The organism is Okeania sp. SIO2F4 (assembly GCF_010672385.1).
GTDB lineage: Bacteria > Cyanobacteriota > Cyanobacteriia > Cyanobacteriales > Microcoleaceae > Trichodesmium.
In genome coordinates this window covers 1-16812 of sequence record NZ_JAAHGT010000100.1, presented here as the reverse complement: position 1 = coordinate 16812, position 16812 = coordinate 1, and the positions used below count along the sequence as shown (strand labels likewise).

8 protein-coding genes are annotated in these 16812 nt (G+C 36.0%); 6 read left to right on the top strand and 2 right to left on the bottom strand.

Features of this window, described 5'->3' with window-relative positions:
- The 5 genes from F6K22_RS09180 to F6K22_RS09160 form a co-directional block, all read left to right on the top strand.
- The coding region (locus F6K22_RS09180; RefSeq protein ID WP_293096173.1) for an ATP-binding protein at nt 1-1981 on the top strand (1981 nt) is incomplete at its 5' end.
- 1271 nt (nt 1982-3252) lie between these two features.
- Entirely contained in the window at nt 3253-4893 is a 1641-nt protein-coding gene (locus F6K22_RS09175; RefSeq protein ID WP_293096171.1) for a response regulator, read from the top strand.
- Entirely contained in the window at nt 4890-5108 is a 219-nt protein-coding gene (locus tag F6K22_RS09170) for an ATP-binding protein (protein WP_293096168.1), read from the top strand. Before F6K22_RS09175 ends, F6K22_RS09170 begins: the two co-directional genes overlap by 4 nt.
- Nucleotides 5109-5728: 620 nt before the next feature.
- Nucleotides 5729-7792: a CHASE domain-containing protein gene (locus F6K22_RS09165; RefSeq protein ID WP_293096166.1), complete on the top strand. Its 2064-nt coding sequence runs from the start codon at nt 5729-5731 to the stop codon at nt 7790-7792.
- 225 nt (nt 7793-8017) lie between these two features.
- The gene (locus F6K22_RS09160; RefSeq protein WP_293096164.1) at nt 8018-8647 is read left to right on the top strand and encodes a precorrin-8X methylmutase; all 630 of its coding nucleotides are present in this window, start codon (nt 8018-8020) and stop codon (nt 8645-8647) included.
- A gap of 531 nt (nt 8648-9178) precedes the next feature.
- Here the strand turns inward: F6K22_RS09160 and F6K22_RS09155 are convergent.
- Complete coding sequence (locus F6K22_RS09155; RefSeq protein WP_293096161.1) at nt 9179-11881, bottom strand: adenylate/guanylate cyclase domain-containing protein; 2703 nt, start codon at nt 11879-11881, stop codon at nt 9179-9181.
- A gap of 413 nt (nt 11882-12294) precedes the next feature.
- On the opposite strand from F6K22_RS09155, the gene F6K22_RS09150 reads away from it, so the two are divergent.
- On the top strand, nt 12295-14322 hold the full coding sequence (locus F6K22_RS09150; RefSeq protein WP_293096159.1) for an ATP-dependent nuclease: 2028 nt from the start codon (nt 12295-12297) through the stop codon (nt 14320-14322).
- 858 nt (nt 14323-15180) lie between these two features.
- Here F6K22_RS09150 and F6K22_RS09145 read toward each other — a convergent pair.
- On the bottom strand, nt 15181-16461 hold the full coding sequence (locus tag F6K22_RS09145) for a CO2 hydration protein (RefSeq protein ID WP_293096157.1): 1281 nt from the start codon (nt 16459-16461) through the stop codon (nt 15181-15183).
- Between the last annotated feature and the right edge of the window lie 351 nt (nt 16462-16812).

The following is a 16812-nucleotide window of genomic DNA, read 5'->3' as shown; positions in this document are numbered from 1 at the left end:
TCGCCTATTGACAGTCAAAGACCACCATGAGGCAGTTCAGGCTGCCCTCAATACCCTAGGGCTAGTTATGGATGTCGATCGAATCTATATATTCCAAAATCATCCCCATCCTGAAACTGGGGAACCTGCTAGCAGTCAGCGCTGGGAGTGGGTAACTGAGGGAGTGCAGCCAGAAATTGATAACCCAGAGTTGCAAAATCTTCTCTATCCAGAAATTCTGCCCCGTTGGTATAATACTCTCTCGCAAAAACAACCAATTGTAGGTATAATTAGAGAATTTCCTCAAGTAGAGCAATATCTATTACAACCCCAAGGAATTCTGTCTATGCTGGTAGTGCCAATTTTTATCCGAGACTACTTCTGGGGATTTGCTGGATTTGATGATTGCCAGCAAGAGCGTCAGTGGAGTGACAGTACAAAAGCAGCACTAATGGCGATCGCTGGCAGTATTGGAGGAGCAATTTCTCAATGGCAAACTGAAGCTAACCTCAAGCAACTCAATGAAACCTTGGAAGAGCGAGTACAAACCCGTACGGCTGAACTTGAGCAGGCAAAGGAACTAGCTGAATCTGCTAACCATGCTAAAAGTGAATTTCTGGCTAATATGAGCCATGAACTTCGTACCCCACTCAATGGTATTTTGGGTTATGCTCAAATCCTCAATCGTTCTAAGAAACTACCGGAAAAAGAACGCCACGGCATTGAAATCATTTACCAATGTGGCTCTCATTTGCTAACCCTGATTAATGACGTATTGGACTTATCTAAGATTGAAGCTCGCAAACTAGAACTTAGCACTAAAGAGATTCATTTTCTCTCATTCTTACAAGGGGTGGTAGAAATTTGTCGGGTTCGGTCTGATAAAAAAGGACTTAACTTTACCTATCAACCTGATGCAAATCTTCCCACAGGCGTTATTGCCGATGAAAAACGACTGCGCCAAGTATTGATCAACCTCCTGGGAAATGCTATCAAATTTACTGAAACAGGAACGATCGCTTTCACAGTAGAAAATATTAACTTATCAGATGTCACAGGAGAAAATTCTATGGCTTGCATCAAGTTCCAAGTTAAAGATACTGGAGTTGGTATTGCTGCTGATAATTTGGAGAAAATATTCCAATCCTTTGAACAAGTTGGAGGCCAAAAAAATCGTTCGGAAGGTACAGGTTTAGGTTTAGCAATTAGCAAAAAAATTGTAGAATTAATGGGTGGTAAGATTCAAGTCAAGAGCGAACTAGGAAAAGGTAGTATTTTTAGCTTTGAGATAGATTTAGCGATCGCTAACAACTGGACAGAAAAAGTTTCCACGAGCAATGGAGAACAAATTATTGGCTATGAAGGAGTACCTCGTCATCTACTCGTCGTGGATGATCGATGGGAAAATCGTTCAGTTTTAGTAGAGTTGTTAGAACCTCTAGGGTTTAAGGTAACTGAGGCAGAAAATGGTCAAGAGGCGTTAGATCGACTCAGACAACAAAAATTCGATCTGACCATCACAGATATACATATGCCTGTAATGAGTGGTCTGGAGATGCTCAAACATTTACGCCATGACGAGCAGCTCAAAAATACAATCGCGATTGTATCATCAGCATCAGTGTCAGATATGGATAGGCAAAAAAGTTTAGATGCAGGAGGTGATGATTTTCTATCCAAACCTGTAAATGCTGAGGAACTATTCAATTTGCTTGTTGAGTATCTACAACTGAATTGGAAATATGAGAAAACTAAGTTAGAGGCAACTCCTACGATCGCTCAAAATGATAGTTCAGAAATAGTTGTACCCCCAATAGAGGATTTAGAAATCCTATTTGAGTTAGCCCAGGATGGTTTGCTGCTCAAGCTAGCAAAAACTGCTGAACAAATTGGGCAAAAGAGCGATCGCTATCTACCCTTTACCCAGAAAATTTCACAACTGGCAAAGCAATTTCAGACAGAAGAAATTGAGATATTAATCCAAAAATACCTTGACTATTAGATATCTCCAGAAAAGAGGGAACACTTAACTGGCAACAGGGAACAGGAAGAAATAATATTATAATTAAAGTTCGTAGTATAGCTCTCAGCCCGAACTGTAGATAGGGCTGAGAGCTATACTACAAGCAAAAACTTTATTATAAGTGATTATCCGCAATTCGTAGCTCCCCCAGAGGGGCACATGATATAATATCATCTCTGGTAGCATCGGTATTTTCAATAATTGATAATTGATAATGAATCATTGATAATTACCTCTTCCTTTTAGGGAGAGAATTGACGCGCTAGGGAATTTTTTTTCTTGTTTCTCCTTTAAAGGATAGGCTTTAAAACTTAATTATTCAGCAATATAAGGAATAACAAAAAAATGTTTAAAAGCTGGAAAAATCTTAAATTTCCTGTATATATTTACCCTATATTTTACGCAAAAAATACTATCATAAATGATATAATCAATAATTTATGGATAAAAATTGATTATATTTTTTATTGTTGGAGATGTCTATTAAACATCTTCATAAAATAGGAAATAGGAGGAAATAGGAAAAAATAATTGATAATTTATACAGGATAATTGATTTGATTTTTTGGTAGTCCTGGATGGTAATGGTGAGGATATATATTTTTTAATTTCTCCAACACTCCCCATTTCCCCATCTCCCCATCTCCCTACACTGCCGGTGCTTCCTTTACCATTACTATCCACCACCACCTATTTTTTATTGTTGGAGATGTCTATTAGTAACCTGCTTTATAAAATTAATACAAAGCCTTACATAATCTGAAAATCTGATGTTTACTTATTAATAATTAATAATTAATAATTAATTATTGAATTCCTGCTGACTCTGAGGCCATCGGCAGTTGCTCATTCACAGGGATTAACGGGTCTTACTCTACTGCATTTCTCGCTCTTTATACTTGCATTCAAGTCTCAGCCATTTGACGTATTATATAGTTACTTATTGATTAAATCAATGCTCTAATATAAAATTCGGTTATCCAGTTATCGCATTAGGTACTTCCCATCAAGATAGACCTTTGGTGGTATACTCTTAAATAATTTCCGTGACTTAACTAACTCCTTTCTTTCTTTCTAACTTCTAATATCATGTCTGGTTGAATAGTTATAATTAGAGCTTCGTAGTAGGTAGATATTTCAAGGACTAAAAGCCCTACTACAAACAAAAACTTTTTTTATCATTAATTATCCGGACATGACATAACTCCTGACTTTCTTTTAATTACCCGAATTATATATACTCCTAAACCATGAATAAAGAATTAGCAAAACAAACAGGACTGATCTTAATCGTTGATGATACACCAGCTAATCTAGATGTCCTATCCGAAACACTTAGTGGGGTGGGATATGATGTGGCGATCGCCACCACCGGAGAACGAGCACTCAAACAACTAGAACGAAGATCGCCAGACCTAATTTTATTAGACATAACAATGCCTGACATGGATGGCTTTGAAGTCTGTCAAAAACTCAAAGCTAATCCTAATACTCGCAATATTCCTGTAATTTTTATTACGGCTTTAACAGATACAGACAAGAAAATCAAGGGCTTTGAACTAGGAGCCGTAGATTACATTACTAAGCCATTTCAAGAGCTAGAAGTCCTTGCCAGAGTCAAAACTCATTTACAATTAAGAAGGCTAACTCAAAACTTAGAACAAGAAGTAGCCATGAAAGTATTTTCATTAGAGCAAGCAAAACAAGCTGCCGAAACTGCCAACCAAGCCAAGAGTCTATTTCTCGCCAACATGAGCCACGAACTCCGCACCCCCCTAAATGCAGTCCTCGGCATCACAGAGGGACTGCAAGATGAGGTATTTGGCAGTATCAATGAGCAACAAATGAAAGCTCTACAAACTATTGAAAGTAGTGGAACCCATCTGTTAGAACTCATTAATGATATTCTGGATGTCGCGAAAATTGAATCTGGTCAGCTAGAGCTAAGTTGTAACCCCACTGCAGTAGTTCCCCTCTGCCAATCTAGTCTGGCCTTCATCAAACCACTTGCCCAGAAAAAACGCATTCAGTTAAAAACGAAATTGCCCGAAAATTTACCTGAGTTGTTAGTAGATGAACGACGCATCCGCCAAGTCTTAATTAATCTACTCAATAACGCCGTCAAATTCACCCCAGATGGCGGTTCTGTTTCTTTGGAAGTTCAGGCAAGCCCTCTCAAGCAAAATACAACAGATTCACAAAGCTTTCTCCGAATTGCTGTGATTGACAATGGCATTGGCATTGCTCCAGAAAACATCAACAAACTGTTTCAGCCCTTTGTCCAAATTGATAGTTCCCTAAATCGCCACTATCACGGAACAGGTTTGGGACTTAGCCTAGTAAAACGTATTGTCGATCGCCACAGCGGGCAAGTAGGAGTCTCTAGTGAGTTCGGCGTTGGTAGTTGTTTTACAGTGGATCTTCCTTATACTGATACTATTCTCTTTAACCCCAAATTAGAATCTCACTCCGAAGCTAACATTAAGTCAAGTCAGCCACAACAGGAGGCAGCACCATTAATTTTGCTAGCAGAAGACAATGAAGTGAATATTACTATAATTTCGAGTTATCTGAAAGCAAAACGTTATCGCATTATTCTGGCGAAGAATGGAGATGAAGCGATCGCCCAAGCTGAGTCCCAAAACCCAGACTTGATTTTGATGGACATTTCAATGCCAAAGAAGAATGGTCTAGAAGCGATACAGCATATCCGCCATACTTCCCACTTAGTCGATCTGCCCATTGTTGCCCTCACCGCTCTAGCTATGGAGGGCGATCGGGAACGTTGCTTGGCTGCTGGAGCGAATGATTACCTCAGTAAACCTGTTAAACTTAAGCAATTAGTAACTATGATTCAAGAACTTTTAGCTACCAAGGAGAATAGCAAATGAATATACCATCTGTTTTAGTAATTGACGACGATCCCAATAATTTTGATGTCATTGCAGCTCTTTTGAACGATAGAGACTATTCAGATACCTCGCAAATTGGGTTGGGTTTAGCCTTCTGTAAAATGGTTGTTGAGGCACATGGTGGGGAAATTGGCGTTACTAACAATCAATCACAAGGGGCAATCTTTGAAATTATCTTGCCAATATCTAGCTAGGGAATAGGGAACTTAACGAAGTCAGAAGTTGTTTTTCTAACCCTCTTTTGTCAAACTGAGGTTAAATTATGATTTCTGGTAGGCTCAAATCCTGTAAATTCCTAAAAATTTCTCAAATTGACACAACAGAGGTAATTCCGTATCAAAAAATGTCTGATATCGGGTTGCCAAATCTTTCTAAATTCTCGGTGTTGCAAATTACCATTGGGATTGCTGTGTAGGGGCGGTGTCTATGTCTCCCCTTCTGGGTTATAGAAGCAATTTGATGTCTATTCCGGAAAAGAGGTCGGAGGGAGTAGTACGGACGTTGCATGCAACGTCCGTACAGAGTAGGGGGAAATAATTGATGATTTATGCACTAAGCACTTAGTATACACAATACTAATTATTGCTAATTATTATTAATAGTTTTTTATATTACACATATTTTTATTAATGTAAAATATTTTACATTTTAAAATAAGTATTTTGTATTATTGTTTGTCTGTAATATTGACAAGAAATGAATTTTTGATATAGTTCAAGCTAAAAAATATATGTATAAATAAATAACTTTACAAAAAATATTAAAAAATGTTAAAATTATAATGGTAAGATTTTATTAAAAAAAAATTCTAATAGTGGTGAGACAACTTCTATATTTATTTAACCAATACCTAGCGGCTGGAGTAGTAGGATTAACGGGGATTACTCTTTCGATCATTGCAACGTTCGTAGTTTATCACTGGGAACTGGCCAAAGATAGAGAGCAGTTTCAACAACAGTCAACTGTCTTGGTAAATGAGTTACAGAGGCAATTGAATAGTTACACCCAACTTACTAGATCTGTAGGTAGTTTCCTAAATTCGTCTGAAGAAGTTACTAGGCAAGAGTTTCAAGAATTTACAAGCTCCCTATTACCGTATTATAACGGTTTGTTAGGATTAGGCTGGAGTAAAAAAGTAGAGAATCAGGAACGCTCTCTCTATGAGCAAGAGTTAAAAGCTCAAGGACTGATATATTTTAAGATTCACGAACATAACCCCAGAGGAAATCAAGTAGTGGCAGGCGATCGCCGGGTATACTTCCCCATAACCTATATCGCACCCTTATATCGATGGGAAGACTATATTGGTTGGGATGCTGCTTCAGACATAAAACGCTTGCTGAGTATAGAAGAAGCAGAACGTATAGGAGTGAGTATCAGTACGCCTTTAGTGGAATTAGAAAATGGTAAACCAGGGTTTGTACTTTACTATCCAGTCTTTGACTCCAATAATTTGGCTCCTCAATCCCTGAAGCATGAAAACCCTGATACCAATACAAAATTTCAAGGAGTTGTATTTGGTTTTTATGAAGTTCGGACTTGGATTGAAAAAGCTATCAGCAATCTCAACCTTAACGGACTTGATTTCTATCTCTATAGTTTAGCAGAAGATCAGTTAGGTTCTGCTTTAAACAAAACTGCTGTCAATGCCACTGACTATTTCCTCATAGCATACAAAAGTGACTCTCAAAGTTTGACAGAATCTCCTCAAGTTGCAAATTTAGAAGCTATTGAGAACTCCACAGAGCAACCATCATCTCTGTGTCGTTATAGCTCTGAATGGGAATTTTGTATTCGTTCGCTTCATACAGCACAACAGGAACTTTCCTTGCTAGTATTACCTTCTTCCAATCGTTCTATATCCAGTTGGCGTTCTGGAACAGTTCTGGCATTAGGTTTATTAGTGACAGGATCTTTGGTAATGTATTTATTAATTTCCCAGCAGGCAACTTTAAAAATTGAGAGCAAAAATCGTGAGTTAGAAGAATTACTGCAAGAATTACAGCAGACTCAACTACAGCTAGTACAAACAGAAAAAATGTCAAGTTTAGGCAGGTTGGTAGCGGGTGTTGCCCATGAAATTAATAACCCAGTCAGTTTTATTTCCGGAAATGTTGAATATGCGAGGCATCATTTCCAAAATTTGTTTGATTTGCTTCGTCTCTATCAAACCGAATATCCTAGTCCGACTCCAGAGATTGAAGCAGCTATTGAAGATATTGATTTAGATTTTATTGCCGAAGATTTACCCAAGTTATTAAAATCTATGAAAGTTGGGAGTGAACGTCTGCGCGAAATAGTTTTATCCCTGCGTAATTTTTCCCGGTTAGATGAATCAACAGTCAAGGAAGTGGATATTCACAGGGGTATTGAAAGTACGTTAATGATTTTGGCACATCGAATCAAGAGTCAGCCTCATCGTCCAGAACTTCAAGTGACTAAAGATTACGGTAATCTCCCTTTGATTGAATGTTATGCAGGTCAATTGAATCAGGTATTTATGAATATTTTTGCTAATGCCATCGATGCTTTAGAAGATTCCATTCAGCTAGGACAGTTAAAGGAGCGATCGCCTATGATTTCAATTAAAACAGCTCAAGTTGATACCGAGTGGATTACAATCCAAATTGCTGATAACGGTCCTGGTATTAGGACAGATATTCAAACTCGCTTGTTTGACCCATTTTTTACAACTAAACCAGTTGGGAAAGGAACGGGACTCGGACTTTCAATTAGTTATCAAATTATTTGTGAGAAGCATAAGGGGTATTTACTGTGTTCCTCTGAAGAGGGAAATGGTACAGAATTTATCATTAAGTTGCCGATCGCAATGCAAGTTCAGAGGTCTTTTGATGAGGTAAAGTCCTGCTCAACTTAGTTGTATAGATTAGATGGTTGCCTGGGATTGATTCCCAAGATTAACTAAATCAACAAAATTATTTGTGCATCTACATACTTAGGTATAGCGCTACGCTAAGTCAGAAGTCAGAAGTCATTCCTACCTGAGTTTGAGCATTTATAAATTTCCACGCCCTATTTGCCTAATACTATATATTGTCTGTTCTCTCTATTTCTACACTTTACTATTCCCAAATTTTACTAAATGATTGATTATATTCGCAACGGCGAAGAAATTTACCGCCAATCTTTTGCTATGATTCGCTCTGAAGCAAACCTAGAGAGTTTGCCTACCAACTTAGTTCATGTTGCAGTACGACTAATTCACGCCTGTGGAATGACAGATATTGTAGAAGACCTAGCAGCTTCACAGGATGCAGTAAAAATAGGTCGCGCTGCATTAATCAAAGGCGCACCTATTCTCTGTGATGCTCAAATGGTAGCTAATGGGATTATTCGCCATCGGTTGCCTGTCAATAACGAAGTTATTTGTACCCTCAATTATCCGGAAGTGCCAGAAATGGCGCAACGAATTAATAATACTCGCTCGGCGACTGCTATAGAATTATGGAAACCTCTGATTCATGGTTCTGTTGTAGCTATTGGCAATGCACCAACTGCACTGTTTCACTTACTAGAATTGTTAGATGAGGGAATGGCAAAACCAGCTCTGATTTTAGGTTTTCCTGTGGGGTTTGTGGGTGCAGCAGAGTCAAAAGCGGAATTGGCAACCAATAGTCGAGGCGTTCCATTTATTACATTGCATGGACGACGGGGTGGTAGTGCTATAGCTGCTGCTGCCGTTAATGCTTTAGCAAAGGAAAGTGAGGTATAATATTATTTTCGGTAAAATCCCTATACCTTGTCAGAAAAACTAATAGTAACTCTTTACAAGATAAGGTTACATACGCCGATCGAGTACAAAGTCAAAGGCGCAGACAAGAAGCGTGTATGGTACTCAGTCCCTGTATCCGCAGTAGTTTCTATTGCTTCATTAATGTCATAGATTTATTGGAGGTAGATAAACAATTCAAATGAGATCGATCAAGCTCGGGTTATATCAAATCCGGTAGTATTGCTGTAATTAGATAATAAGAGTGTGGGGAGGGTGGGGAGATGGGGAGATGGGGAGATATAGAAAGATTTAGCAATAACTGAAGATGGAACATTTTTTATACCGAACCCGAGCGGATTTGATATTAAAAGTTAACAACCAGCAAAAAACAATTTCGGGAGAGCGTGGGTCTTCAACCAATGTTGAGATAACAGCTTGTAGGCAAATTTTTTATTATTAATTATCTGAACTTGAGCTGATAGCTGTTTGCTGTTTGCGGAGCATTCCGGTACGGAAATTCTTAAAACTATACTATTTTTTTCCTCGTAACCAATAAGTAACCATTCTCCCTCTACCTTTAACAGCAATTATTCCCCTTTCTTCAAATATATACTTATCTTTTAAGAGTTCATAAGTGGTAGTTGTAACTTGAATCTTTCCAGGTTCTCCAGATGATTCCATTCTGGAAGCTACATTGACAGCATCTCCCCACAGATCGTAAATAAATTTCTTTTTACCAATTACACCTGCTACTACTGGACCAGTATTAATACCAATTCTGATTTGAAATTGCTTACCTATATCGGTTGTAAATTTAACAATTTCTTGCTGCATATCTAATGCCATATTAGCGATCGCTTCTGCATGATTTTTTTTCGGTATTGGCAACCCACCTGCTACCATATAAGCATCTCCAATAGTCTTAATTTTTTCTAAACCATAGAATTCAGCAATATGGTCAAATTTAGAAAATATTTGATTCAGTAAATCAACTAATTCTATGGGAGAAATTTTCGCAGCAATAGGAGTAAAACCAACAATATCAGAAAACAAAATTGTTGATTCTTCAAAATAATCAGCTATAGCACTGGTATCCTGTTTCAGTCTAAATGCAATAGGTTGTGGCAAAATATTCATCAGCAAACGCTCAGACTTTTCTTGTTCTGCGTGTAATGCTGCCTCTGCTTGTTGGCGAATGGTAATATCTTCCACAGTACCTTCATAATAAAGCAATTCTCCATTAAAATTACGGACAGCGCGAGCTTTTTCACAAATCCAAATTATACTACCATCACAACGATAAACTTGAGATTCAAAATTTGATATTTCCCCATCTTTATTAATAGCATCAATAAATTCTTGTCTGCGGTTAGGATTAACATATAGTTGTTTTTGAATATTAGTAATATTAGTAATTAATTCTGAACAATCAGAATAACCATACATTCTTGCTAAAGCTGGATTAGCACTTAAGAAATAACCATCAGGTGTAGTTTGAAAAATACCCTCAATAGAGTTTTCAAAGATACTACGATATTTTGCTTCTGCTGCTTGTAATGCTTCTGCTGCTTGTTTGCGTTCTGTGATATCATTAACTATTAAAAGTAAGCAATTTTGCCCATCAAGACAAATAACTTCTCCTGATAATAACCCAACTCCAATTTGTCCTGACTTTAGCCGGAACTTAATTTCTTGATTGCGAATTTTACCTTGAGTTTCTAATATTGTAAAAATGTGAATTTGCTCTTCAATATTTACCCATAAGTTCAGTTCTAATCCTGTTTTACCAATGACTTCTTGACGACTATAACCTGTAGTTCTAATAAAGCTTTCATTGACTTCAATTAATCTACGATCTGCAAGATTAGTAATAGTAATTACATCCGGACTTGCCTGAAAAGCTAAAGCAAATTTTTCTTCTGACTGCCTTAATGCTGCTGTTCTTTCTTCTACTCGCTGTTCTAACTCAGCATTAGTTTTTTCTAGATTAATAAAAGAATCTTGTAATTGCTGTGCCATTAAATTAAAAGAATCTGCTAATATCTCTAATTCATTAACTATTTTGACTTCAATTTTTTGGTTGAGTTTTCCACTAGCAATTTCTCTACTTGCAGCACTTAAGAGCATCACAGGATAACTAATCCAACGAGAGGTGAAAATTCCTACTATCGTTGCTATAAATAAAGCTATGAGACATAATTTAATTGTGGTACGAGTATTAACATTAATTTTCTCCATAAAATCTGCTTCTGGAACCACAACTACAATTAACCAATCTAAATTATTGCCATTGGAAAAAGGTACGACTTGTAAAAATTGTCGCTCGCCATTGAGTTGAAATTCTAATTGTTGTGACTGGTTAATTTTGCTAAAGTCACCGAAATATTCTCTCAAATATTTGGCTGTATTACTAATTAGATAATTATCGACATTTTCTGCTTTAATTCTTGTGACTTCCTGTTCTTTCAAACTAAATGGTTTTTGGGAAGTAGAAGAAGCAACTAAAAATCCATAACGTTCCATAATAAAAGTTTGTCCTGATTTACCAATTTTCAAACTTTGGAGAAATTCTCGAATGTGAGAAAGAACAAAATCAACTCCAACTACTCCTATGAGTTGATTATTATCCTGATAAATAGGTTGAACTAAAGTTACTTTAAGTCTAAGTTCTTTAAAGTCAGCATATATATCGCTCCAGGTTGGTTTCTTTGCCTCTACTGCACTCTTGTACCACGGTCTAATTCTGGGGTCATAATCATTGCCAATTTCTAATAATTCTGTAGGGTTTCCCTGACTATCAATTCCAATACTATGAAACTTTCCTTTTGTAGATTTACCAGCTCTCCCAATTTCCCATCGATTATTATTTTGAAACCCTAAACCAATAAATTCTCCCTCAGCGCCACCAAAATAAATAGCAGAAATATTAACTGAATCAAATAAAAATCTTTGTCGCCAAAATTGCCGAGTCAGACTAGCCGTATTCTGAATATTCAAATGACCTAAATTAATAGCATTTTGATTAATTTTAGCAATAACATGAGGCGCTTCTAAATAATTTTTTAATCTTTCCTGAATCCGGGTAGTAACTTCATTTCTTAATTGAGTTGTTACTTCATTAACTGCTTGCTGGCCATTGCGTAGAGATAGCCATCCTGTTAAACCTACTGCGGCAAAAATTTGAACTACAAAAGGTACTATTAAAATGGCTCGTAGAGGTATGCGTCTGGTCACTTTAATAGGGGGGTTAATAAACTTTGTGGGAGCCGAATTTATATTGATGGCCATAGGTTATGATGACTGCCACTTGATTTTACTTGGTTTGTTTAATTGTAGCTTTAAGCATTCAGCTATCAGCTATTAGCTCAAGTTAAGACTATTGGCGATAAGGGATTTGAATTTTATCAATATCCTAACTTATTTACATAGTGCTATAATTTCCCAGTTTTTTGATTTCTAGTTTTAGGAAAGATGGAGAATAATAGCTGGATTTTTTTTATAGTTTTCGAGGGTTGTTATTATTTTTCAGTAAAACTAGAATTTTAAGTTCATACCACACAAAGTATTTTTACTGTAGTATAATAGTATTTGTGTTGTTAGAGAAAGTTTTCTAGCAATTTTTTTGTTGAAATTTTGAGGATAGTAGTATGTATATTTCTAAGTTTCAAATCTTTAACTATAAGTCGTTCCGAGATTCTGGTTGGTTAGAGTTTCAACCAGGTATCAATATTATTGTGGGTACGAATAATTCTGGTAAAACAGCTCTATTGGAAAGTCTGGGATTAGAGTTTAAAGATAATCCTTATCGTAATATTAGAATGAGGGATTTTCCGGACTCAGACTTACCGGATAAGTCAGTTGCTAATATTACTTTCAGGTTAGACAAGTCTGAAATTCTTAAATTTATTGATGGAAAAACCTATATTAGTAATAGTGATGAGAATGTCTTGACTATTTTTCAGGAATGGTTTGATGAGGCTAAGGATATAGAAGTTACTGTTTCTAGTAAGAATAATATACCTAGTATAGTCATCTCAGATTTTCCAAAAGATATTTTAGATCGACGATCCGATCATTTATTGAATATTGGTAAACCAGGAAAAGTACTTCTTACGAAAATAGGCGACAGCGGAAAACACGAACTTAAGGAAAAGGAAATACATCAGGTAAAAGTTGAACAATACATACGAAATCTTGTTCAAGTTATATTGGATAAATTAAAACGTCAAATATATAGATTTAATGCTGAAAGATTTCATATTGGTAACTGTCCTTTTGGAAGTAGCTTAATACTTAAGCCTGATGCTAGTAATTTAGCAGAAGTTATTTATCAAATTCAGTTTCCAGGCAAAAAAAATATTTATCCGAAATTAAACAAGTATCTAAATATTTTGTTTCCAGAAATAAAAAAGGTTTCTGCTCACTCCAACGATCAAAAATCCCTAGAAATTTTAGTCTGGTCTCCAAAAGCATCTGAAGAAGATGATATAAATTTAGCATTAAAATTAGCAGACTGTGGAACAGGAGTTAGCCAAGTTTTAGCCATACTTTATGTAGTAGTAACTGCCTCAGAACCAAAAATTATTATTATTGATGAACCTCAATCATTTCTACATCCAAATTTAATTAGGAAATTAATAAATATTTTTAAAGAATTTCCTCAACACCAATATTTTATAGCCACCCATTCACCCATAGTTATTTCCGAAGCTAACCCAGCAACAATTTTACAATTATCTTATTCTGATGGTGAAACTAAAACTAAAATTATCAACTCAAAAGAAACAACAGAATTACGTTCCCTTTTAAAAAATTTAGGAGTAAGTTTATCCGATGTATTTGGTGCCGATGCAATTTTGTGGGTAGAGGGTCCGACTGAAGAACTTTGTTTTCCTCAAATTTTAGAAAAATTTGGCGATTCTTCAATGAAAGGTATACAAATTCTGGCAGTAAAAAATACGGGAGATTTAGAAGGCAAACGCGCCCATATTATTTTCGATATTTATGATAAATTGAGTGGCGGAAATACTTTATTTCCTCCAGCCATTGGATTTATATTAGATAGTGAAAATAGATCGGAAAAAGAAAAGCAAGATATTAGTAGGCGGGGTAAAGAAAAAGTCAAGTTTTTAGAACGTTGTACTTATGAAAATTATTTACTTCATCCTCAAGCAATTTTGGAGGTATTGCAAAAAGAAAATTCATCCCTTCAAATACCTTTAGCTGATATAAAAAATTATATTGACGCAGATAAGAACAAAAATGATAAATTATTTGAATCTCAAGAAGATAGAGATAACCTAATTAGTGAAATTTTCTCTAAATTCTCTGTTAAGTATCAGAAAACAAAATATTATCGAAAAATTACCAATACCAATGAGAATTTTTTACTCGATCCTCAAGCAATCTTTGACGTATTAAAACAAGAAAATCCATCCCTTCAAATAACTTTAACTGATATACAAAAGTATATTGATGAAGCTAAGGAGAAAAAATGGCAATCTCAAGTAAATGGAGCTAACTTGATTAGTGAAATTTTCTCTAAATTCTCTGATAATACTGTTGAGTATCAGAAAACAAAACATTCTCTGGAAATTACCAATTGGTTGCTCGAACATGAACCGAATTATTTACAAAAACTGGCTGAATTTTTAAAAGGAATAATTGAAGCGTAGGTTATAGCGCTACACGCAAAGCAAAAGTCTAAAATGCAGAAGTCAAATTTTAAATAGATTCCAAATTAGTTCTATAAAATCCGGTTATATAGTTATCCCAAAACTAATGACTCTTCCTAAGTTCAAATCTTTCTTTTTTCCTGACTCAATGAATCCTTAGTGCTAGGATAACTAATTACCCGGATTTTATATGAATTATCGGCTTTGTTGTAATAGCCATAGAACATCCGTTCCGCTCTTCGGTTATCCTCGACATGAAAGGTGAACCTAGTGGCAGCTATATCACCCTATTTCTTTCTTATTGATGCTTTATTCATTTATTGGCCAATAGTTAAATGGTTCAAAGCCTTTACAGGTATAAGTTTCAGCGTTTTTTTTATCAATCTTTGATGTTTGATTTATTTATTGGACAATAGTTGTAGAAGTATGAAGTAGATATGCTTGGATCTTGTGCGGTAGCTATATGTTTTCATGCAACAAAGCCTGAATTATCTAAAAAATGTTATAGCAATGTGTGCTGGCATATTTACAAATTGCAGGAGGTGTCCAAGCAGCTCAAAGCCTTATATTATCGGCAATTTATTCTCCCTGTTCCCAGTTAAGTGTTCCCTGTTCCCTGCGCACAGCGCTATATAGCAACAGCCAGGGAAATTAGGACAATTACTGATGATAAATCTTAGACTAGGAAACACTTTTCCAACTGTTCCCAGTTAAGTGTTCCCTGTTATATATAGCGCTACTAATTTAGGTTAGGAGATTTCTAAATCCTGTTAGCGGAGCTTTTCCGGAGGAAAAACCCTTTGACAGTTTACTGTTCCCTATTCCCTATTCCCTATTCCCGATTCAAGTAGCGCTATATCAACGATAATCTTGACTCTGAATATTCCGCAACCGAGCTTCTGGACGTTTAAATCTGTCTAATTGTGTTTCAAAAAATTCACGATTTGCTTTTAAATGTTCTGGATCTGAGTCATCCAAAGGATATAAAGTTGCTTGTCTTAATGCTTGAATAACTGCCGAAGTTACACAATACATTGAACGTTGAAAAGTTATTCCCAACTGAATCAACATATCATCTTCCCCCCGACAATATTGTTTGTAATAATCCACTAAAAAGGAAGGTAAAAAATGCAGCATATCCTGCATTAATAATGTTGGTGGAATCCCAGCATTTCCTACTGGAAAAACATCAGCATAAAGAATCCCATAATGAAAATCTTTTTGATTTTCTGGTACTTGTTTTGCCTGAGCGTTATAAGATTTTGTACCCCGGAAAGGAGCAGTGCGATAAAACACAGCTTCTACATAAGGTAAAGCAGCTTCAAATAACCAAGTAAAACCACAAGATTTGGGAATAATTTCATATAACTCTCCCCGAATATAAACATGATGATAAATCGGACGATCGGCTACAGCAAAAATTCCATTTACTATAAAATTCATTGCTTCAGGAACGCTAGTTAATTTTCCTTCATTATATAAATCGAACATCTCAAAAAATACAGCAGCCATTACTTCCCAAAATAAACCCAAGTTGCTGTAATAAGAAAGTTGTCTTACCTGTTCGATAAACATTTCTGGAAATAATTTATATAAACCCAGCATCACAGGATTACCTTGAAAATAAGCCTTAATTGCTTTATCCGCTGCTGCTTTATATTCAGGAGTATCTAAATAAGGGTCAAATTTACCGCCCATACCGCGATGCCAAAACATTGCCCGCATACAAGCTTCGGCAAATTCCATATTAATTCTGTCATGCCAAAGGTGATGTAATAACTTAGATTTTTTGCCACTTTCTCCCTTTTCAATAAATTCTAAAAGTTCTGGGTGAGCTGTTGCTTCTCCGCGCCAAACTCTTAAGTCTGCATCATCACCAGCATAATGATTATGTAGGTCTAAATATGAGTTTGGCAGGAAGTATTTAAAGAAGGGTAAAGGGTTTAAAAATACTCTTTCGGCAATATAAAGTAAGTCGCGCCAATAGAAATCCATTGGTACTGCATAAGCTTTATAAATACCGATAATTTGCATCAGATTTTCTGGGGTATCTGGTAACATTGCACCACCTGCTTCGAGGCGATGAATTATTTCGGCAAATTCGTGTTTAGATGGTGGAAGTTTTGTTGTTTGTATCATGTTTTTTAGGTGTTAGGTTTTATGTGGATAGTGGGAACTTCTAGATCGCTAAATCACTAGCGTAAAATCTGTTCAACAATTAATAAAAGGTATCAGTATTCATACTCCTCAAGTTCTGGTGAATTTCTTGATAACAAATAATTGTTTTTTGCTTGTTCCCTGTTCCCTAATTAATAATTAGAGACTGTTTGTCAAATAAGTATTAAGAAACAATTTTCACAACTCAATCTTAAAGCTTGAATAAGGCAAGGGATTGAAATAACTCTACAGGGGAGGAGGTATCAGTTCATACTCCTAAAATTCTGGTGAATTTCTTGATAACAAATAATTGTTTTTTGCCTATTCCCTGTT